21 protein-coding genes are annotated in these 22,405 nt (G+C 39.8%); 2 read left to right on the top strand and 19 right to left on the bottom strand.

Annotated elements, in window-relative coordinates; translation table 11 throughout:
* Window positions 1-32 precede the first annotated feature (32 nt).
* The 6 genes from M3M36_RS06290 to gatC all read right to left on the bottom strand — a co-directional run bounded on the left by M3M36_RS06290 (window position 33) and on the right by gatC (window position 6,538).
* Window positions 33-629, bottom strand: coding sequence for a GNAT family N-acetyltransferase (locus tag M3M36_RS06290; protein WP_252773727.1), 597 nt, complete (start codon window positions 627-629; stop codon window positions 33-35).
* 68 nt (window positions 630-697) lie between these two features.
* On the bottom strand, window positions 698-2,083 hold the full coding sequence (gene rlmD, locus M3M36_RS06285; RefSeq protein WP_252773726.1) for a 23S rRNA (uracil(1939)-C(5))-methyltransferase RlmD: 1,386 nt from the start codon (window positions 2,081-2,083) through the stop codon (window positions 698-700).
* A gap of 2 nt (window positions 2,084-2,085) precedes the next feature.
* A complete protein-coding gene (locus M3M36_RS06280; protein WP_252773725.1) occupies window positions 2,086-3,150 on the bottom strand; it encodes a diacylglycerol kinase family lipid kinase in 1,065 nt (354 codons plus the stop codon).
* Window positions 3,151-3,303: 153 nt separating this feature from the next.
* Window positions 3,304-4,755, bottom strand: coding sequence for an Asp-tRNA(Asn)/Glu-tRNA(Gln) amidotransferase subunit GatB (gatB, locus tag M3M36_RS06275; protein WP_252773724.1), 1,452 nt, complete (start codon window positions 4,753-4,755; stop codon window positions 3,304-3,306).
* Between the two features lie 11 nt (window positions 4,756-4,766).
* Window positions 4,767-6,230, bottom strand: a complete 1,464-nt coding sequence (gene gatA, locus M3M36_RS06270; protein ID WP_252773723.1) for an Asp-tRNA(Asn)/Glu-tRNA(Gln) amidotransferase subunit GatA — start codon at window positions 6,228-6,230, stop codon at window positions 4,767-4,769.
* Window positions 6,230-6,538, bottom strand: coding sequence for an Asp-tRNA(Asn)/Glu-tRNA(Gln) amidotransferase subunit GatC (gatC, locus tag M3M36_RS06265; protein ID WP_252773722.1), 309 nt, complete (start codon window positions 6,536-6,538; stop codon window positions 6,230-6,232). The genes gatA and gatC overlap by 1 nt, the downstream gene beginning before the upstream one ends.
* 298 nt (window positions 6,539-6,836) lie before the next feature.
* On the opposite strand from gatC, the gene rpsO reads away from it, so the two are divergent.
* Both rpsO and rpsT read left to right on the top strand, forming a co-directional pair.
* Window positions 6,837-7,106: a 30S ribosomal protein S15 gene (gene rpsO, locus M3M36_RS06260; RefSeq protein ID WP_047974261.1), complete on the top strand. Its 270-nt coding sequence runs from the start codon at window positions 6,837-6,839 to the stop codon at window positions 7,104-7,106.
* A gap of 46 nt (window positions 7,107-7,152) precedes the next feature.
* Entirely contained in the window at window positions 7,153-7,404 is a 252-nt protein-coding gene (gene rpsT, locus M3M36_RS06255; RefSeq protein ID WP_047974211.1) for a 30S ribosomal protein S20, read from the top strand.
* Between the two features lie 141 nt (window positions 7,405-7,545).
* Here rpsT and M3M36_RS06250 read toward each other — a convergent pair whose 3' ends face one another.
* From M3M36_RS06250 to M3M36_RS06190, 13 genes are all read right to left on the bottom strand, one after another.
* Window positions 7,546-8,469, bottom strand: coding sequence for an aldo/keto reductase (locus M3M36_RS06250; protein ID WP_252773721.1), 924 nt, complete (start codon window positions 8,467-8,469; stop codon window positions 7,546-7,548).
* A 676-nt stretch (window positions 8,470-9,145) separates the two neighbouring features.
* A complete protein-coding gene (locus M3M36_RS06245) occupies window positions 9,146-9,886 on the bottom strand; it encodes a hypothetical protein (protein ID WP_252773720.1) in 741 nt (246 codons plus the stop codon).
* Window positions 9,887-10,071: 185 nt separating this feature from the next.
* Complete coding sequence (locus M3M36_RS06240) at window positions 10,072-10,515, bottom strand: GtrA family protein (RefSeq protein ID WP_252773719.1); 444 nt, start codon at window positions 10,513-10,515, stop codon at window positions 10,072-10,074.
* A gap of 171 nt (window positions 10,516-10,686) precedes the next feature.
* Window positions 10,687-11,631, bottom strand: a complete 945-nt coding sequence (locus M3M36_RS06235) for an acyltransferase family protein (protein ID WP_252773718.1) — start codon at window positions 11,629-11,631, stop codon at window positions 10,687-10,689.
* A 372-nt stretch (window positions 11,632-12,003) separates the two neighbouring features.
* Window positions 12,004-12,897, bottom strand: coding sequence for a glycosyltransferase family 2 protein (locus M3M36_RS06230; RefSeq protein ID WP_252773717.1), 894 nt, complete (start codon window positions 12,895-12,897; stop codon window positions 12,004-12,006).
* Entirely contained in the window at window positions 12,897-15,071 is a 2,175-nt protein-coding gene (locus tag M3M36_RS06225) for a hypothetical protein (RefSeq protein WP_252773716.1), read from the bottom strand. The genes M3M36_RS06230 and M3M36_RS06225 overlap by 1 nt, the downstream gene beginning before the upstream one ends.
* Window positions 15,072-15,080: 9 nt before the next feature.
* Window positions 15,081-16,715 (bottom strand): hypothetical protein, encoded by a 1,635-nt coding sequence (locus M3M36_RS06220; RefSeq protein ID WP_252773715.1) that lies wholly within the window; start codon window positions 16,713-16,715, stop codon window positions 15,081-15,083.
* Between the two features lie 18 nt (window positions 16,716-16,733).
* On the bottom strand, window positions 16,734-17,675 hold the full coding sequence (locus M3M36_RS06215; RefSeq protein ID WP_252773714.1) for a glycosyltransferase family 2 protein: 942 nt from the start codon (window positions 17,673-17,675) through the stop codon (window positions 16,734-16,736).
* A 60-nt stretch (window positions 17,676-17,735) separates the two neighbouring features.
* A complete protein-coding gene (gene glf, locus M3M36_RS06210) occupies window positions 17,736-18,926 on the bottom strand; it encodes a UDP-galactopyranose mutase (RefSeq protein WP_252773713.1) in 1,191 nt (396 codons plus the stop codon).
* Window positions 18,926-19,696: a DUF4422 domain-containing protein gene (locus M3M36_RS06205; RefSeq protein ID WP_252773712.1), complete on the bottom strand. Its 771-nt coding sequence runs from the start codon at window positions 19,694-19,696 to the stop codon at window positions 18,926-18,928. The genes glf and M3M36_RS06205 overlap by 1 nt, the downstream gene beginning before the upstream one ends.
* Window positions 19,693-21,084 (bottom strand): hypothetical protein, encoded by a 1,392-nt coding sequence (locus tag M3M36_RS06200; protein WP_252773711.1) that lies wholly within the window; start codon window positions 21,082-21,084, stop codon window positions 19,693-19,695. Before M3M36_RS06200 ends, M3M36_RS06205 begins: the two co-directional genes overlap by 4 nt.
* A 9-nt stretch (window positions 21,085-21,093) precedes the next feature.
* On the bottom strand, window positions 21,094-21,717 hold the full coding sequence (locus tag M3M36_RS06195) for a YveK family protein (RefSeq protein WP_252773710.1): 624 nt from the start codon (window positions 21,715-21,717) through the stop codon (window positions 21,094-21,096).
* Window positions 21,718-21,751: 34 nt separating this feature from the next.
* Complete coding sequence (locus M3M36_RS06190; RefSeq protein ID WP_252773709.1) at window positions 21,752-22,384, bottom strand: sugar transferase; 633 nt, start codon at window positions 22,382-22,384, stop codon at window positions 21,752-21,754.
* Window positions 22,385-22,405 lie beyond the last annotated feature (21 nt).

The raw sequence follows: 22,405 nt of genomic DNA, 5'->3' as shown, positions 1-22,405 counted from the left end.
CATTTGACGAGTCAGATTGACAAAAGACTTTTTTATTCGGTAAGTTGATAACCCTCTTTTAATAAATCAGCAAAGCTGACCACTGGCTTGGGCTCAGCCGGATAATCCACAACCGCCTTTTGCATCCAAACTAAGTCGTACCAAGTATCAAACTTATAGCCAATCCGGTCAAAGGCGCCAACGTAGCGGTAACCCAAATGCTCATGAAAATCACGACTATTTGTTGTCAAATGTTCATCATCGATTTTTGGCACCGCAATGCAGGCATTAACATTGATAATGTTTTGATCACGCGAAATTTGCTCAATCATTTTGTAAAGGCGCTTACCCAAACCATGATGGCGCTCATCCTGGCGAATATAAATGGAGGTTTCAACCGACCAGGCATAGGCTTGACGAGAGCCCATCGGACTTGTATAGGCATAGCCCAAAATCACGTCATCTAAAACGGCCACGATGTATGGGTGTGTCTTCAACGTCTTTTCAATGCGTGCTTGAAATTCAGCAACCGTGGGCACCTCGTACTCAAAGGTAATCGCCGTTTCACGAATGTAGGGTGAATAAATAGCTAATAATTCGGCCGCATCAGCTGCTGTTGCTGGACGAAAAATAATTTGATCTGTTGCCATAGAGTGATACCTCATCCTAAAAGTTATTCGAAACAAGAAAAGCCTACCTGTCAAACTGACAACTAGGCTTATTTTGTCAGCACTGCCACTGCTTCAACATGAGTTGTTTGTGGGAACTGGTCGACCGGTTGGATAGGACCCTCAAGGGCATAACCATGATCTACCAACTCCTTAAGATCACGCACCATTGTCGCCGGATTACATGAAACATACACCAGGCGCTTTGGGCTGATTGTACTAACAGCCTCAATAAAATCAGTTGTTAAGCCTTTCCGCGGTGGATCAACAAAGACAACATCCGCCTTTAGGCCCTCTTCAGCCCACTGGAGCATCTGACTTGGCGCATCAGCCGCAACAAAATGACTATTGGTAACTTGGTTAATGCGGGCGTTTTCTTTGGCATCATCGATGGCCGCTTCGACTAATTCGACTCCGTAGACCTCAGAAACATCGTTGGCCACCGTCAACGCAATTGTCCCGATACCACAATAGGCATCAATCACGGTATCCGTCTTTTTCAATTCGGCCTTTTCCTTGGCCAATTGGTAAAGCTTAGCTGTTGTTTCGGGATTAACCTGATAGAAAGAATTAGGGCCAATCAGGTATTTCTTGCCTAGCAAAATATCTTCAATGGCTGGCTTTCCCCACAATACCTGATTTTGATAACCCATAATCACGTTTGTTTGGGACTGATTGACATTTTGAATGACCGATTTAAGCTTTGGTAAACGAGCCTTTAGTGCGGCTACAATTGCCCCGGCTTCTGGTAACTTCTTGGTTTTCGTCACCAAAACGATCATTAATTCACCAGTCGCTTTTCCAATGCGAGCCATGACGTGACGGATGACACCACGGCCCTCTTCTTCGTCGTAAGCAGAAATACCAAACTCTTGTAAGACATCCCGGGTCACACGAATAGCTTCATCCACGGCGGGATCTTGAATGTAAAAGGAATCGGTCGGAATCAACTTATGCGACCCACGACGGAAAAAACCGGTTTCTAGACGACCATTCAGCATTCTGGCCGGTACTTGTGCCTTATTACGATAATGGGTTGGATCGGCCATCCCAATTGTATCGGCCACTTCCACGTCAAGTCGGGCCTTCTTAAATAATTGCTGTACCTGAGACTTTTTCCAAGCCAACTGAGCCGGATAAGCTAAGCTGGCTAATGGCGCAATCCCTGTCGTTAAGGCCAACTGATCCGTCAACTCAACTCGGTCCGCTGATTTTTCCAACAACCGTTGTACACGGGCAAAACCGTAATTTTTTAGGACCTTTGTCACCAAAATGTTGGCCTTTTCACCTGGCAGCGCATTAGTTACAAAGAGCGGAAACCCATCCACTTTCGCTACGCCCAGACCTTGATAGGTTAAATCGGTCACCGAAGCAGTGATGACTTCATTTTTATGGATTGGAGCGGCCTGTTTAATTGTGCGGTTGGCTTTAGCCATGCTTAGTTCTTTTCCTTCTCATTTGCTTTAGGTTCGTGCTGGGTCGCCTCAAGAGCCTCGACCTGCTCGACAAACTCTTCTTGAATCTTGGCGTTCGTTGCATCAACATCAATCGCTGACAAATCTGCAACGAATTCAATATGTTGTTTTAAGTTTTCAAAAGTCATTGGGGCATCTCCACCATACTCGCCATCAAGGTTGACCTTGATTGGATGGTCATCTGATAGCGGTGTGATTTCAACCTTTGACGTTTTTTTATAAATTAGCTGTGGGTTATTAACGTGAGAACCATTCAAAACTTGAGCAGCCAACTGCGTAATCTGCCACAAGTTAGCGGCCTTTACAATCAGTAACGTAAACTGACCGTCATCTAATTTAGCATCGGGCACGATGGATTCAAAGCCGCCAACCGAATTCGTTAGGGCCAAGAAAATCATCGAAATATCCCCATCATACTCGCCATCATCATAAACTACCTTGGCCCGAACCGGTTCCAACCGGGTCAATAACTCAGCTCCCTTAACAAGATAGGCCAAGTAGCCATAAAGTGACTTCATCACGGATGGTACGGCATAGGTCACTTCCGAAAGCGTACCTAAAGCAGCAATGTTCATGAAGTAGCGGGCATCAGCTGGGGCCAAAATCTGCCCGTCCGCTTCCACTAAGCCACCGCAAGTCGAAATTCGACCAATGTCCATTTTAATCGTCTGCCCCTTCAAAATTACCTTGGCAGCTTCCAATGGATCATCACGGGAAACCTTCAGGGCGCGGGCGTAATCATTGGTTGTGCCGGCGGGAATGATTGCCATTTTCGGCCGACGCTTCAAAGGCGCAATCCCATTAACAACTTCGTTAATTGTGCCGTCTCCACCAGCAGCCACAATCAAATCAAAGCCCTCAAAGGCGGCTCGAGTTGCTTCCTTTTGGGCTGAAAAAGGTTCTGGAGTAGTCGCATAGGTCGATGTTTCGTACCCCGCCTCTTCATACACCCGGATAATGTCTAGCATTTCGCGTTTCGCTGTTTCCCGACCCGAACTGGGGTTATAAATAATTCGTGCTCGTTTCATGGCTCACCTGCGAAGCTTCCCGACCATTCCTCAAATCAGTAAAGCCTCGACTTCCTCCTAAAGTATATGTACAAAAGCCCGCAAAGCGGTGCTTTTATGACAGTAACCTGACCAACTACTTTGGTCAACCGACAATTACTGCTTGATTATTGGTTAGCGCTTGTTCAATTCGGCTAACAAAAGTTTATTCAAGACACCAGGGTTAGCCTGACCCTTGGACTTCTTCATCAATTGACCAATCAAGAAGCCCGTTGCCCGGTCCTTACCACCCTTAAAGTCTTCGATTGACTGTGGATTGTCATCCAAGACTTCATTGATCATTGGTGTCAAAACGGCTGGGTCCGAAATCTGAACCAAACCTTCCGCCTTCGCGTAGGCTTCTGGTTCTTTCCCTTCCATGATGGCCTCAAAGACCTTCTTGGCTTGCTTAGTTGAAATGGTACCGTCTTCAATCAACCTCACCATGCCAGCCAAGTTTTCAGGCGTCAAATCAGTATCCTGCAATTCAATCTGGTTCTTGTTCAAGTAGGCGTTCACGTCACCGATTAAGTAGTTGGCAACACGCTTTGCAGCTGATTTTGATTCGGCCCCAGCATTGACAGTGGCGTCAAAGAAGTTCGCCATTGCCAACGTTTGTGTCAAAACTTCGGCATCGTATTGTTCCAAACCAAGGTCTTGGACATAGGACACTTGCCGGTCGCCAGCTGACTTTGGCAGTTCAGCTTGAACGCGGTCAATCCAAGCTTGATCAATATGAATTGGTGACAAATCAGGTTCTGGGAAGTAACGGTAATCATCCGCCACCTCCTTGACCCGCATCAAAAGCGTTGACTTGGTTGGCTCATCGTAACGACGAGTTTCCTGGCGAACCTTGCCACCAGAACGAATAACCTGTGCCTGACGGCGTTCTTCAAATTCCAAAGCAGATTGAACATAGTGGAAAGAGTTAATGTTCTTCATTTCAACTCGCGTTCCATAGGTCTTTGATCCTCGTGGACGCAATGAAACGTTAACGTCAGCTCGCATCTGTCCTTCTTGCATCTTGGCTTCAGAAACACCTGTAAACAAGATCACTCGGCGTAATTGTTCCAGATAAGCGTAGGCTTCTTCTGGCGAAGACAAATCAGGCTTCGACACGATTTCAACCAATGGTGTTCCCTGCCGGTTCAAATCAACGTAAGAATAGCCATCAGTACCGTGCGTATTCTTTCCAGCATCTTCTTCGACGTGGAGTTCTTCAATCCCAATTCGCTTCACGCTACCATCAGGCATGTTAACGTCTAAATAACCATTACGACCTAACGGTGTTCGCGTTTGAGTTGTCTGGTATGACTTTGGATTATCCGGATAAACGTAGTTTTTCCGGTCCCAGCGAATCTCTTCTGTAATTTCGGCATGCAAGGCCATAGCCACCCGCATCCCGTATTCAATCGCGCCCTTGTTTGCAACTGGCAAAACCCCGGGATAACCCCAATCAATCACGTTGGTATTTTCATTCGGTGCATCCCCATAGTGGACGGGCGAAGGTGACAAGAGCTTGGATTTCGTTTGCATTTCAACGTGAACTTCAAGTCCAATTGTTGTTTCAAAGTTTTCGTTTGCCATTTGTCTCCTCCTTATTCCCCTGCTACAACCGGATGTTGGTCATAGAAGTGATTTACTTGTTCAAAGGCATAAGCAACTTGGTAAAGAGTTGCTTCATCAAATGGCTTTCCAATCAATTGCAAGCCTACTGGCATGCCACCATTAAAGCCAGCATTGATTGACAATCCCGGCAAACCAGCCAAGTTCACTGGAATCGTCAAAACATCGCCCAAGTACATGGTCTTTGGGTCACCGATTTCTTCACCAATGCCATAAGGTTGGGTTGGTGTCGTTGGACCAACAATCAAATCATAGTCAGCAAAGACCTGATTAAAGTCTTCGATAATCAATGTCCGAATTTGAGCAGCCTTCTTGAAGAAGGCATCGTAAGCACCAGCTGAAAGCGAGTATGTTCCCAACATAATCCGGCGCTTGACTTCATCTCCGAAACCTGCAGTTCGGGTGTTCTTATAAACTTCTTCCAGTGACTTAGCGTCTGGTGCACGGAACCCGTAACGGATACCGTCGTAACGCTGCAAGTTTGACGAAGCTTCTGATGACATCAAGATGTAGTAAGCAGCAACCCCATATTGTGTGTGTGGCAATGAAACCGTGTCAACAGTTGCCCCCAGGTCTTCTAATTGAGCAATGGCAGCCTTAACCTGTGTGGCAACTTCAACTGAAATTCCTTCTTGGAAGTATTCTTCCGGCACGGCAATCTTCATGCCCTTGATGTCTTGACCAATCTTTTCAGCAAAATCAGGTACTTCCAATTCAACAGAAGTAGAATCTTTTTTGTCAAAACCAGAAATGGCATTCAAAACGAAGGCGTTGTCCTTAACGGTTCGGGTCAATGGACCAATTTGGTCCAAAGAGGAGGCCATGGCGAAGAGACCAAAACGTGATACTCGACCATATGTGGGCTTCATTCCCACCAAGCCATTAAAGGCGGCTGGCTGGCGGATTGATCCACCAGTATCAGAACCAAGGGCATAAGGAACCTGACCAGCGGCAACAGCAGCAGCCGATCCACCAGAGGAACCACCTGGAACCTTGGTGTGGTCCCAGGCGTTCTTCGTTTTCTTGTAGTAAGAAGTTTCAGTTGACCCACCCATGGCAAATTCGTCCATGTTGGCCTTACCAACGATGACTGCACCAGAATCATTCAACTTGGTTGTCACCGTTGCATCATAAACTGGCTTAAACCCTGACAAAATGTGGGAAGCCCCCGTTGTTTCCAAACCATTAGTGGCAATATTGTCCTTGATGGCCATCGGAATACCAGCCAAGAGATTTGAAAAATCACCCTTTTCATCAACGGCACGAGCCTTAGCTAAAGCTTCGTCTGCGTGCATCCGGACGAAAGCCTGCAAGTCTTCATCAGTTACTTGGATGTTTGCCAAAGTTTCCTTGGTCAATTCTTCGGCCGTGATTTTGCCAGCTTTCAAATCAGCATTCAAGTCGGCTAAGGTCTTGTCAAAATAATTAAAAGTCATTATGCTTCATCCTCCCCGTTTAAAATAGCGGGTACCTTAATTAAGTCGGCTGCCTCTTCTGGTGCTTGGTCCAACAAGGCCCTCTTTTCATGCCAATTATCCGCAACATCTTCTCGTAAATGGTTCACATTCGGTGTTACTGAAAAAGTTGGTTCGACATTGGTTGTATCCACCTCTGCCATCTTCTCGCACATTGCCACGATTTCCTGGAGTTGTCCAGTAAAGTGCTCAAGTTCCTGGTCGGAAAAACTCAGTTTGGCCAAGTCTGCAACGTGAGCGACTTCTTCTTTTGAAATTGATGTTGCCATGGGGTCACCTGCCTGAAAAAGTGGATTTTTCCGTCTTTTTCAAGGCTATCCTTTCTGATGTAATTACTGTTCTATTCTACCATAAAAGCCCTTAGTTGCCCCTGCTAAATGGCAGAATGCTTGCCAATTAAGAAAATGACAAAGCTGATTTTTGCTTGCACGTCAAGCATTCTTGATTTTTTTTGAAAAACCCGTATAATTAGTCATGTTGTCAAAACAACTGTCCAAGTCCTTAGATTGACGTCTCACCGTCGTTTCTCTCAGCACTTGGAGACATTTAAGAAAGGTGGAAATGATTATGGCCCTTACACAAGAACGTAAGAACGAAATCATGAAGGAATATGCCCGCCATGAAGGCGATACTGGTTCAGTGGAAGTTCAAGTTGCAGTTTTAACTGCTGACATCAACGAATTGAACGGTCACATGGAAACGCACAAGCATGATTTTCATTCACAACGTGGTCTTTTGAAGAAGATCGGTCGCCGTCGTAACTTGCTCCGTTACCTCCGTGGTACTGACGTTACGCGTTACCGTGAATTGATCAAGCGCTTAGGTTTGCGTCGTTAAGCTTTTGCTTACAAATAACCAGAATCAAATTTAAGGAGACGGACATATGCCAATTATTGAATCATCAATTCAACGAGTTCGTTTGAGTGCTAAGCAGCACGATCGTAACGAACCACAAAAGTCAGCTTACCGCACTGCCGTTAAGCGCTTCTTGAAGGCTGCCAAGGCCGGATCTGCTGATACTGCTGAAATGTACAAGCAAGTATCATCAGCTATTGATCACGCCCAATCAAAGGGATTGATTAAGAAGAACAAGGCTTCACGTCAAAAGTCACGTTTGGCTAAGTACGTAAAGTAATCAATTAAAATTGATAAACGAAATCCCCCAACTCAATTGAGTTGGGGGATTTTTTTGTTGAGCTAATTGTTGATTCGCCAATTAAAAACTGCCAGCCATGACTTTGACAACTAAAGATAGCCCATTACTTTCTAATAGCAATTACTTAAAAACTACAAATGCCTGATCAATTTGTTCATATTCAGCTTGCGTCAAGTCAACAGCCAACGCCTGAACGTTTGCCTTGACCTGATCAGCATTGCGCGCACCAGGAATCACGGCCCCAATGGCAGGGTTTTTAATGTACCAAGCCAGGATTGTTTGGGCCACAGTTACGCCATGGCCAGCGGCAATCGTCTTAACTTTGTCCAAGGCAGACAAAATAGTAGTAAATTGGTCCTGGCTGTATTGCTTTTCAAACTTGGCGTAGTCATCCTTCGTGTACTTACCCGTCAAAAGGCCAGATGCCAATGGAAAATACGGAACAAAGGAAATCTGATTTTCCTTTAAGTAAGCCCACTCATCCTTTTCGGCCCCACGGTAAACCAAGCTGTAGTGATCTTCGACAATATCAACCTGGTTATTCTTATTGGCCTCTTTAATCTGCTCAAGGCTAAAGTTTGACACCCCAATTGCCCGAATCTTACCGGCTTCCTTCAATTCGTTCAATGCCGCAACGGCCTCGTCTTTTGGCGTTGCTTCATCTGGAAAGTGGATGTAGAAGATATCGATATAATCGGTCTTCAAACGCTTCAAGGAGTCCTCAACGGCTTGCTTCAAAAATGCTGGACTGTTGTTGGGCTTGTTACCATTGCTGGCATCCTGAGCGCCCTTAGTGGCAATCACAATCTTTGACCGGTCGTAGTCTTGGATAACATCACCAATAATTTCCTCAGACCGGCCTTCCCCATACATATAGGCAGTATCAATCAAGACGACCCCTGCATCCAAGGCTTCCTTGACCAAAGCATAGCCGTCTTCATCTTTCAAACCAGGAAAAAGGTTGTGACCACCAACCTTGTTGGTCCCCAAACCAAGCTTAGTTGTCTTCACATCAGTCTTACCAATTGTTACTTCTTTTGCCATGCGTTTGTTCCTCCTGAATTGGTTACGTATGTTGTTTTCAAAAATCGTTCATACATATTGTAAACCAACAGAACAGCCGTTGAAAAGGTGAATTGTAAACATCAGCTTTAAAAATCCGAAAGATTATCGACTGTTTCCGACTGCCTTTTGTTCCGTCTTTTGGGTCGTCTCATTGACAAATGATCGCTAATGACATTCACAACTAATTTCAAAATTAAGAAAATAATTTTGTAGGCTATATAACCTACCAAAAGCATTACGTACACAAAAATTCCAATTGCAAATACTAGTATCATTATCGGTAATAACATGTCTCTCTCCCCTCTGTAACGTCGTTTACTCTCTAAATCTTATCCGGTTGAACACCACCTAGGTAGTATTCTACATCTTTATTAGCGACAATTCTAAACAAATTCATTCTTAACATGACATTTGGTCACCGGCTGCCATACTGGCGCCTAAATTAGAATTTTTAAATCACTCAGCGGCCCAGACAATTGCTAGTCAAATTCTTTATGACAGAACTGAGGGCGCCCCAGCTAAATTAAAAAGCACGAGACCAAATTGTCCCGTGCTTTCTGCATAGATAAACCAGCACCTGACCAATTTTTTTAGTCAATCTCGAGTATCTAAGCTATTCATAATTGATATTATCTATTTGATTGTTTAATAAAGCTTAGTTTGAATTTTCAACCAATTGAAACTTCATTTTCTGTACTACTGAACGACCACCAATCGAATTCACATAGTTCAAAACATCAGTAATTGATGCTCGATAATCGGTGGTATTATTTTGGCTAAAGGACATTGGCTTTGTTCCATTTTGGCTTGCCGAACTTGTATCATTCATCAAGTACTTATAATAAGCAACGTCACTATCGGTACCACCAACAACCTTCGCAGTAAAAGTCGGATTGGACTGGTTAGCCATTTTTGTCAAAATAATTCCTTTTGACTGCATCAAACTCAATTTTTGCCATTGATCATCGCCATTTGCCAAGCCATAGAGAGCAATCATCCGATAAGCCAAATCATCACTAGAACGAAAATCGTCTTGCGTAAGAGTATTACTTACCACAGGAGTCGCAGTGGACGAAGTTGAATTCGTACTTGGGTTAGTGCCTGCACTTGAGCTAGTACTTGCGCTAGAATTGGCATCCACTTTATTGGTATTAGAACTAGTAGTAGCAGCGCTTTGATTGCTACCACTGCTAGTAGCCGATTGCTCTTTTTGACTAGTGGAAGCAACACTTTTCTGACTAAAAGACTGGGCCGAACTACTTTTCTTTTTAGTTATAAATCCTTGTTCTTGGTCAGTTGGATTCGTAACTGCATTAACAATAAAAGTAGTGGCCCCCAGTGTTAAAACGACAGCTACCGCCGTCGTAGTTAGCAAGATTTTTTTCTTTCTAAACATCTTGCAGACTCCTTATATTCGTATTATCTCCTACACATTAATTGCATTGCAACATCAATGTAACTGACGTATTGAGTATATAGCCATTGTTACTATAGGTCAATGCTTATTTAAGTATCTTAAAAATAACGTTTACCTTTCAGATTAAAGAAAAAGAACCTACGATTGCAGGCTCTTTTCCCAAACTATTTATTAATTTTATCTTCAATTACTTCCTCTACTTCTTTGAAAATGTAAAGCTTGCTTAAAACATAATTTGAGATAATCACAAAGATGTTTTGAATACCGTTCCAAACGAGATCATTTTGATGTAACAAATTAACACCAAACATCAGAATCAACCAACCAATCACACCAGTAACAATTCGCGCTAAATAGAATTGCCAAATTTCACGAAATAATCCAGCTAAATCGCGCACTTCTGATTTAAAAACCCAAATCCGATTTGTTACGTAGGCAAAAAATACTGCCAAGAACCAAGAAGCCACATAGGCCAAAGTATAGTTCCAATGTAGCACTGCAGAAAAGAGCGCATAGGTTACAACAGAAACAACAAAGGTCGCTCCGCCGAAAAAGAGATACAAAAGAGTCTCTTCATACTTTTTATAAAAATCAATTAGTTTTTCCATAATCGCCCTCAATCAAATTTAGATACATTAGGTAGCATACATGATGATTGCAACGAAAACAATTAGTTTTTCATTTAACCTATTAATTTTCAATCAGGATCTGAAAAAAACATTTGATTATCAGTTGCAGCACACTGGCTCTACAGTTGATTATTACTGAAACAGACAATTTTAAAACAAGTAACGATCAAGGTTCACCTTACGAACTACTTGGTACACTACTAAAGGACCCAAAATGCCCAAAAATAGCCCAACTATTCCTTGAAAATAAAGATTATCCAAACCAACTTTGGCTAGAAAAATTCGACTTCCTGCAGTAAACATAATATGCAAAACATAAATAACCATAGATTTTTGGCCAATATAATCAACAGCCCGATGATTAACATATTTGGCAAGATGGATAATAACAAAGATGCCAACCATAGCTACAAAAAAAGAAAATACGTTATGCCAAAACTTTGATAAATCTAACTCGAAATAAGCTACCTGTAACAAAATAAATAAAATGAAATCAACAATTGGATTCATTTTATCCAAATAGTATCCTAAGCTAAGCACTTTTGTCCCTAGTAAGAAAAACACAAAATAATAACCAATCCGCCAAAACTCCCAAAAATTCAAAAAAGGCGAAATTCCAAAAAATAAGAACGAAAAAATTAATAATGACAGGAATGGCCAATGAAAAACGTGGATAATCAAATAGTAGACAAGAAACATCCAAAAGAGATCATAAAGAAACCAAAATTGTGCATAAGGAATCCATGGCAACTGTAACGCATTCCCAAGTCCTTGGCCGTTATTGGTACTTTTAGCAAAAACTTGCATAACAACGGCTTGAACAAATCCCCAGATAAAATAAGGAACAATCAAGGTTCGTAATTTTTGCCCTATTGCCTTTTTAGCGGGGCGCTCAACCCACCGAACTGCAAAAATACCACTCAAAAAGAAAAATAATGGCATATGAGTACTATAAATAATTGAGTGCTGCCAATCATAATTTTGACTAGCCTTCCAAATACCGCTATCATGCAAGCCTAAAATCACATGCCCATAAACAACCAGTACAATACCGATAGCTTTAGCGACATCAATCCATTCAATTCTTTTTGTCATTTTTTATACTCCCAAAGGTACTACATTCATTCTATAATAATATTTGATACTATTACTATTTTTATCTTTTTCTATGTAATCTATATTTACCAAGCCATTTATTATCACTGCCAATGTCAGTAACCTACTTCATGTTTTATTTGACAATAGTTATCCTACTATTCTCACACAGACAACTCAGCCCATAACATTGAGCGGAATCAATATCTTTTACACTGCCACTTTATTTACTACTTATTAGTTATGAACAAAATCATTAATTTTTTCAAATATTAATAAAAAAAACGATTTAAACCTAACTCAATACTAATCGTTGTCTGCTACAACGCTCAGAATAAATTCATCGTTTCAATCGTTAATTAGTGACACTATTTATTTTTCTTTTGCAAATTCGATAACAGGGTTAAAATGACGCCCTGCCTTCATTCCTTTTTTCATGACCGCCAACTTTTCAGCCTTACGATCCGTATGAGACAACTTAATTTGCCAATATTCAGCGAATGTACGCAAACGAGCACGGTTCTTTCGATACCAGTCACGCTTGCGAATATAGTATCCCTTATTTCGATAAGAATAAAAATAACGAGGCGTCCGTGCAGGACCATCATTTAATAGACTTGAACCCACATTAGCACCCATTTTGTGAGTGACCTTTGCAGATGGGACAAAGTATCCAGGAGCAACACGACCTGCACGTTCCGTATATTCGATATCATCGCCCCAAATAAAGAAATCAGTAATAGGCAAGCCAATTTTGCGAACCACACTGCGCTTCACAAGCAAGGAAACAAAAGTTGCGTTTTGTAATCGCACTGGCTCAACCTGGTCTTCTGGAATTGTATGCAATCGATTCATTGGTGCTGGTTGATTCATCTTTGCCCTGTGTCCGTCCGTCCAACGGACATCCGACGCTAGAAAACCAAAATTTGGTTGCTGATCAGCAAAAGTTAGTAACTTTTCCAAGGTATCTGGGTGAGTAACCGTATCATCATCCATAAGCCAAACGCAATCGTCAGTGGTATTTTCCATGAAATAACGAACGCCACGGTTAAATCCACCTGCACCACCGAGGTTTTCTTCTAAGCGAACGTAATCAATTTGATTGCCGAATGATTCCAAATATTTCTTTGTATCCTGTTCACTAGCATTATCAACGACAATGATATGATTGAGTGGACAAGTTTGCTCTTGCAAACTTTTAATCACTTCTTTTAGTAGTGGCAAGCGGTTATAGGTAACAATAACTGCAGAAACTGCTGTGTTCATCAAATTTGCTCCAAATCTTTATTTTCTAAATGGTGGTTAGTGATCAATATTTTCCAAAAGATTACGAGTGCTATCAGTGCAATTATAGCATAGATAGCATAAAGCCAACGCAGTGCGTCTTTTGCAAATAGTGGCTGTTTCTGGACCTCACTCAATGTGAAATAAAGCCGTTCCTTATCAAGTTGGTGATGATTTGCAAAGACAGCAGGCCCTTGAATTTGGTTTGATAATTGGCTAACTAACAGTGCACTGCGGATGTCTGTTTGCCCAATATTTTTTACGACAAATCGATAAGCCCCCTCCGTCAGTGAAACTGGGTAATGTGTTTGCGTAGCTGTTAGCTGAATTTTGTGTTGTTTTCCATTTGATTGATTAACCAAAAATACTTTTAATTGATCAATGGCGCCTTGGTCCAAGTCATTCGTATTCAATGTTAAATCGTTAGCATCATGTTTCAATTGAAATGTTGCAGTTTGATAGGTAGTGGCAGGTTGCAAAAGGCGACTACTTTGATTTCCTTCAGCATAACGCCAGTAACCTGAACTATACTGCACATTAGTTTGTTCAATAATGCCTTTTTTCTGGTGATTCTGCTGTTGATAAGACAAACCAAAAGCAAGTAAGACGAGTATGCCAATAGCGCTCACTATTAATTCTGATTTTCGCTTTTCAATCATTGCAGTCAGCTTTTGAAAAAAAGTTTGTCCGTCACTCTTCTTTCTCCCTTGTCCCTTAAAAAATAATGCGGTCAAAACAATTAAGAATGGTAACATAGGCAAAACATAGCGATCTCTGACTTCCCAAAGAAGAATTTGAAAAGTAAAAATACCTGTAATTGATAAAGAAGAAAAAAGACTCAACGCCTTTTCAATACCATCATAATTCTTTACTTTAAAAGTAACGCCCAATAGTGCTAATAAGAGATAACTTAAGTAGATTGGTTGAAAAAAATTAGACAAAAAAGTAAACAGCGTTGTAGTACTAATTGATGTTGAATGGCTACTGAGCCCGTCCATGTCTTGCTTTGGAAAACCAATAGAAAACATAAAAGCAGTTTTTTTAATCACATGCTTGATAATGCCAACTGGTCCTAATTGTTTTAACCGACTTTTTAATTCATCTGTTAACAATTCACTCCGTTTTGATTTATCAAGATTAGCATAACGCCAAGCATCATTTCCATCAATTTCTCCTGAAGTCGCAGGATTCCAAGACATGTTAATATAACGGATTGCTGGTGTCACCAATTGTTTTTGTGGATGATAATTAAAATGTTTTTGTGTGGTTTTAAAGGCAAAGTTGAATAATAAAGTAGATAACACAACAACGCCGATTAAAATACCCTTTTGCTTAATCGAAATGCTTTTGAGAATGCTAATCGTTATCAACAAAGCAATTAAAATAACAATTGTATTCTGTCTAATAGTAACTGCTGCAGCCATAGCAAATGCCAGTAGAAGCCCATACACAAATTGTTGCTTCAACGAATGTGCCAGTAAGTACCGAACAAAAAATCCAATGGACAGAAAAAGTAAAGAAACACTAAAAATGTCGTTATAGGGAAAAATAGTATACATGAAAATTGGCAGATATGCCAAAGCTAACAGCAGAAGCCACTTAGCATAACTTTTCGACCAAATTTTAATCGCCCAAAAGAACATCAGAATACTGAAATCAAGAGCAATTAATTGTATCCAAGGGTATGCTAGTTGAACACTATTGATACCTACTAATGATAATACTTTAAAAATAATGGCCCACACAACGGTAATATTATAATTATTCGGATAAGTAATAAAATAAAAGGGCCAGTCATGGCTTCCATGACTGAGACTCGCCGCCATATCAACAATATAGCTTGTATCGGTATAAACAGGCCTAAAAAAATTAAGAACGAAAAACAACTGCAGACAAATAATTCCAACAATTATTAGCCAATACCAACTTGTTTGAAAACGAAGCTGTTGTTTTTTTACAATGACTAACCATATAAGCAATGTGCACAAACTTAACAGTCGGAAAGAAAAACCTAAATTCTGTGAAATACCAGCAATTTTTATTGGTAGCGGATCCATTACTAAGGCCACTAAAAAAATAATTGCTAAAACACAGATACCAATATAATAAAAAATATTTGACAATCGCAATTTCACTTCATTTTCCTCTTGTTGCATATAGTCAATCTAGTAAATCAATAACAGTATCAAAATAGCTATAATCATTACAATTGACAAGACAAACCAACCCACGTTTTTGGAAGCCTTTGCTTGAATTGTAACTTGATGATTTCCATTAGTCATATTTACAGACACATAATTAATCGTTTGGCTATTCACATTATTTCCATCCACATTGATAGCATAATTAAAATCATCGTAAAGGACAACAGGTAAAATCACCTGCATCCCAGCACTATTCACATGAACTTGGTAGGTAATCGAATCATATTTTCGCTGCACTTCTTGTACATGAACATCCTGTTTATTTTTTGGAATATCCACAACTTGATGAGTTTTTTTAGAAATTGGCAAGTAGTCAGAAAAACTATATCGCGTTGTTAAGATTTTTTGATAATTTTCTTTTTTAATGACATCGTGATAAGTATTCGGTCCTAAATAATTGCGATGTACTTGGTAAGCGCCAGTAATAGAAAATAAAATAATTAGCACTTCTATAGTGACAATGACCCAATTTTGAATCTTTAACTGCTGATTACAATAAAGTGTGAGTGCAACAGCCAAAAACAAGACAATAAATAAATTCATTCTGGCTAGTAATTGAATAAAAGCAATTGGTGTGTGAATTAACTTATCCCACGGCCACCAATTTTGAATTATCAATAAAATAATATCACTAGCGATTAGCCAGCCTGCCCAATGCTTTCGTTTTGGTTCGGATTTGAAAAGCAGCACAGTTAAAACAACTTGAACAATGACAAGAGGTAGTCCATAGCTCCATGATGATTGTTCACCCATGTTGTTTTGAAATGTTTGACTAACAAAGTTATTAAAATCTAATGGCACTATATATTGATCTGGGGAAAGAATCTCAGCGTGATGATAAATCGTTATCAGATTAACAAGAGAATAACTACCAACTATGAGTGCCATACAAGCTGCTAAAAATAGACTTTTAATGACAGTTAAGTCAACCTTTTTTTGCACTAATGCAATCACTTCAAAAACAACAATAAACCCAACTGCTAAAGCCAAAGATAACAGATGGCTATTAGCTAGCAATCCCATTGCAAGACCTAAAACCAATGTTCCTTTTGCTTTTTTGTTCGATATTTGCATAAGCCCTAACACAACTAAAGGCATAATGGCATAACCGAAAGCTTCTCCAGTTGCGGTTCTTGAATACAAATCGATTAGATGAAAATTATTAAATTCATAAATAATAATTCCTAGCCAAATGAATATTTTCCTATCAGTGACTTCTTTCATTAAAAAGCGAACATTCACAATCGTAAGTACATTTAATAAAAAAAAGCCAACTTTTAATGCAAACAAAGGGTTGTTAAAAATGACTCTTGGTACAATAAAAATAAGTCCCATTATCCAAGGATAAATACCGTTAATTGCAACTCCTGGATAACTGTTAATTGGTGCATTAGCAAAATTAAATAGTGCTGGTAAATGACCACTTTTAACTGCCATAGCAATGTTTTCAAAGCGATTTAAATGATAAAAACCATCCGAAGAATTATTATAATAATTACCAACAAAAGCTGGTACAATCGCCAAAATACTAAATACAATTATTAACAATACTTCAATTAAACGCCAATGTTCCTTGATAAAGGTCTTTATAGTCACGGCCATGTTGTCAAAACCCTACTTCTCTTCTTTTTTCACATAAATTGGTCTTCTCTTGGTTTCCATAAAAATCGCGGCAATATAGCGACCAATAACACCTAAAGAAAGCATTTGAATACCACCGATGAAGAGAACAATTGTTACCATCGATGGCCAACCAGCAACAGAACTATTTGAAATTAAAGCTCGAATAACAATAAAGATTCCTGCTACAATTGAAGCACCAAATGACAGTAAACCTAGGAAGGTCACGATTGTTAACGGCATGGTTGAGAAAGAAACAATTCCTTCAATAGCATATTTGGTCAGCTTCCAAAATGACCAAGAGGTTGTTCCAGCAATACGTTCACGGTTTTCATATGGAATATACTTGGTTTTAAAACCGACCCAAGTAAAAATTCCCTTCGAAAAACGTTGATTCTCAGACAGCGACAGGATGGCATTCACCATCTGCCTCGTCATTACCCGATAATCACGAGCCCCATCGACCAAATGAGTCTGAGATACCTTGTTCATCCACTTATAGAACTGAGCAGAGAACCATGAACGTAACTTAGCCTCACCCTTGCGATCAGCGCGTCGAGTACCAACTGCATCGTATTCCCCACTTTGAACTTCAGATAGCATTTGTGGCAGCAACTCAGGTGGATCCTGAAGATCAACATCCATTACCGCGACATAGTCACCCTTTGCCTGTTGTAAGCCAGCATACAATCCTGCCTCTTTGCCAAAATTACGTGAAAAAGAAACGTAATGCACATGATCATCTTGATCTGCTAAATGACGCAAAATTGGTAATGTTCCATCAGTTGAACCATCATCAATGAAATGAAAATCAATCGTTGCTCCAACTTCCGGCTTAACTTTTTGAATAGCATCGTAAAAAATTTGAATCGTATCTTCTTCGTTATGAACCGGCACAATAAGTGACAATACCGTTGATTGGTCCTTGATGTCCATTGCTGCTCTCCCTTTTAAAACAAATGTGTATGGTTGCCAAGATTAAGGCAACCTTTTTTCTTACTTCACATCATCGTGTGCAAAGTTAAAGTCATCTGCCACACCAAACTCTTGGCGAACAGTGTTAAAGGCATCATTGAAAACCTGGTCCATATCAAAGTAACGATACTTACCCAAACGGCCACCAAAGAGTACTTCAGGGGCTTCTTCGCGAGCAGCCTTCACGTATTGCTTGTACAATTCAGTGTTCTTATCGTCGTTAACTGGGTAGTAAGCTTCCTTCGTGCGATCCCAGTCTTGTGGGTATTCACGCGTAATGATTGTCTTTCCTTCGTCTGCCAAACCATCAAAGTGGCGCCATTCCATTTGACGCGTATATGGTGTTTCAGCATCCGTATAGTTAATCACGGCATTTCCTTGATAGTTATCAGAGTCAATCGTTTCGCTTTCAAAGCGCAATGAACGATACTCCAATTCACCAAACTTGTAATCAAAGAACTGATCAATCATTCCCGTGTAAAGAACACGTGGGAATTCTGCCATAAATTCATCCTTGTGATCGAAGAAATCAGTATCAGTCAAAACATCAATCAAGCCGTTTGAACGCTCAACCATGTTCTCAAAAATTTGCGTATAACCACCAACAGGAATTCCCTGGTAACGGTGGTTAAAGTAGTTGTTATCGTAAATAAAACGAACTGGCAAACGCTTAATAATGAACGCTGGCAATTCAGTTGCTTTACGACCCCACTGCTTTTCGGTATAACCCTTAATCAAAGCTTGGTAAATATCTGTTCCAATCAATGAAATTGCTTGTTCTTCCAAGTTACGTGGTTGACGATCACCCAATTCCTTCAAAGCGGCAGACTTTTGTTCTTCAATCTTAGCCTTGGCTTCAGCAGGTGTCTTTGTTCCCCACATCTGGTAGAACGTGTTCATGTTAAATGGCAAGTTAAAGAGCTTACCGTTATAGTTGGCAACAACTTGATTTTGGAAATTGTTAAATTCCGCAAAGTTCTGCACGTAGTCCCAAACTTCCTTGTTATCCGTATGGAAGATATGAGCACCAAAATCATGAACAGTAATGCCGTTTTCAACGTGCGTATGCGTGTTACCACCAATAAATGAGCGTTTCTCAACAACTAATGAACGCTTGCCACGCTTTGCTGCTTCGTAAGCGAAAGTCATCCCGAAAGGACCAGCACCAACGATTAAGTAATCATAATTTTTAGTATTAAACTTATTTGCCATTAGAAATGTACCTTTTTCTTAGAATTTGGAAGAAACTTCCGTTTCAAAAATTGTGTGCCTTTATCAAGCCAATTCGTTTTTTCAAGGCTAATCACAGGGACTTCCGTATAAGAGTAGTTTCGAGTATTGAGCCAAGTATCCATTAATCGTTCTGACAAGAAACCAAAAACACGAGCGTCTTGGCCATGCAAAGTGGACAAGTCGACTTTTTCTTGAACTTTTCCCAAAACACCAAAAACAAACTCTGCATAATCATCAAAAACATCTTTTTTCATGATAAACATGTTAAACAGATGAGCCTTGGTTGATTGCTCCATCCGTTTGAATCCCGGATAAAAGTCTTCGTAATTCTCGCGAATTACCTTCTCCATTATCTCATAAGGTTCATGGGCATGAGCATGAAGATAATGATTCCGCTGATTCTCAATGTAATAATTCCGTTCTTTGGGTAAAATCACATCATGGTGGCGCAACAAGCTTTCAATATCTTTTTGATTTAGCCGTTTAGCGTAGTCATGTCCACCTTTTTGGCCTAGATAGCGTCGATAGTGAACCAAACCCACTGCATCTTCTTCAGAATTCTTCCACATCCAATAAATGCCAGTTAATTCATTGAAGTTGGGATTTTTAGTCGAAATGTTTTCACCCTGATCATCGCGTTGATAACCAGCTGGAACTTCATCTCTCAAAGACGAACCGACCATCAATGGTTGATAAAGGTGATCCTGAGGCATTGCATATGGTTTGTGTGTTGCAATATAGACTTTCATTGCTTTAGTTCCTCCTCCAAACGCATAATATGTTTCCGATAAAAGAAGAACATTAAAAGGTACGGCCACAAGTAAATCCGAATAATAAAAATCGATGAAAACAAAACAAGAATAATCATAGAAATAAAGCTAATATGCAAACTCCGCGACCATGATCGATCAACTACTTCTGTAGTAGAACCATTTAACTTATTTTCAATTAAAAATGATCGAGCAATTAACCTTCCTAATAACATTAAAGCTGGAATTACAATAATCATTCCAAAAGTAGATAACCAACCTAGAAATTCAGACAAAATCGGAAAACCGGTTTGAGAATAAACATGTTGAAATTCAAAATTTTGTGAAGCTGATATAGGAAAATTTTCTATCGTAAAATATGAAGTAAACCCGGTGCCCACTCCTAAAATAGGATGTGATAAAAAAGTTAATGCTAACCCTATTGTGCCACCCCAACGATTATCAGTACCTTGTTTAGCAAACAAAAACTGGTTAAGCATACTATGAATTACGCTAATTTTTAGATAACCAACAATTAACAAAATCATTCCAACAAGAGCAATCCACAAAATTGACTTTCTTAAGAATCCCCGCGACCAAGACATCCATATAAAATAAGCAACAATTGCAGCTAAAATTCCGGTCGTGGTTTTAGCAAAAATCAAAATTAATAAAACAATAAAGGTAATACTTACATTAAAAATTATTTGCAATTTTGTTGAATTAATTTTAAGCCAAATTTTTTGGCCAGTTACCGTTATACCTATTAGTATAGGGATATACGTAACACTCAATAAATTTGCCAAATAAGAGGCTTCTGGTTCAAAGCCATTCACTCTTAATTGAGTTGCAGAGTAAGAACCATTGCTATAAAAATCATAACCTGGCATCGATTTCCAACGTTCCTCAAAAAACTTGGCTAACAGATTAACATAATCATTGAAAATATTTAGATGCAATGTAAGAAAAACTTGCGGAAACAGGGCAAATATTAAATAAAATAAAAGCCCAATTATGCCAGCTTTAATAAATTGTTTTTCATCCTTTTCCGTAATAACGGTAACTTGAATCACTGCCCATGCTATGTATACAGCAAGCGTCCATCCCGCTAAGGTAATTGGCGAATGTAAAAGGCCCCATGTTACCAAAGTTTCACCTGTTTTGCGGTATGACAAAAACATTGCCAATAATTGAAAAAACCAAACGAATGCAGCAAGGAAAAATGCTTTAGGTGTAGGAATAAGATTTTTAATCCTATTTGGAAAACGATATAGCTGAATCAAAATGACAATAATCATAAATGGGAAACTAACCATTGCCATTGGCTCAGCAACTGAATAAGAATATGTCTTTGAAAAAAAAGTTATTGGTAAAAGAAAGTTAACCATAATCCTCAATTATTCCCGATTTCGAGCCACTTCATAATTTTGACGAATTCCTAAAATCAAGATAATGACGGTTGACAAAACAAAACCAAAAACAGCTCCAAACAATGTTAATTTCTTTGCATTCTTCAACGCAGAGCGAGTAACATCCGACCCTGTCGCTTTCGACAATACATCTGGCTTTCCCATGTCAGGGTACAGAGTTGGCCCAACATTAGCAAAAGTTTCTGCATAGACGTTTGCTAATGTCTTTGCTCGATAGGTTGTTGAACCAGAAGCCTGGAATGCAAGCGCCACAGTATCTGTTGGATTTTGAACATTTACGGCAGATGAAACATCACTCTTACTCATTTTAAATGGGAGTGTTTTTTGAACAGCAGTTACAATGGCGTCATCCTGGGCTACCTTTTGATAAGTTGGAATCAATGCCTTGTCTGCCTGAACACGCGAATTCGGATCACGGACATCCGTATTATTCTTAGCAATTAAAACTGTTCGACTGGCCGAAAAATTAGTAATGACTTTCCCAGATTTAGCGTACACGAACCCTGAACCAGCAAAAACAACGACACACAGTAGAATCAACCAAGCAAAATGCCAAAAGCGTTTAGCCAAGTCAGTTAATGAAAATTCCATTTTTATTTCTCCTCGTTGGAAAATACAGTCTTATTTAAAAGGCTCCATCACCTTTGAAAATTGCAACAACTGTTAGAAACATAATTTTAAAGTCCAAACCTAAGTTAGCACGGTCAACATAATCGAGTTCAATTTCAGCCCGCTCTGGATATCCGATATTTGATCGTCCGGAAGCTTGCCAGAGGCCGAAAACACCGGGCTTGACAGACAAAAATTTTTGAATTCGTTTTTCGTCGCCATATTCAACCAATTCACTCTCAACCACTGGCCGTGGGCCAATAATTGACATATTCCCAATTAAAGTATTCCAGAATTGTGGCAATTCATCGAGTGACGTTTTGCGCAAAATCGCCCCAATTTTCGTAATTCGAGGGTCTTCTCTAGTCGGCAATTTATAACCATTATCAACAAATTTTTGATACAACTGGCTATCTGATTTAAGGATTTGATCAGCATTGTCAACCATTGACTGGAACTTATAAATTTTAAAATGCTTACCGCCCTGACCGACACGGTCTTGAGCATAAAAAACATGACTTGTACCCTTGCTAAACTTAATAATCGCTGCAATTACCAAAAAAATTGGTGAAAAAACAATTAAAGCTACAAAGGAAACAACAATATCTAAAATTCGTTTGGGAAGGCGATAAAACAGGAACTGTTTCAAAACCCCATCCTCCAATATTTA

Source organism: Fructobacillus americanaquae (assembly GCF_024029775.1).
Taxonomy (GTDB): domain Bacteria; phylum Bacillota; class Bacilli; order Lactobacillales; family Lactobacillaceae; genus Fructobacillus; species Fructobacillus americanaquae.
The sequence above is the reverse complement of the archived record's forward strand: the minus strand, read 5'-3'. Positions and strand labels throughout refer to the sequence as shown.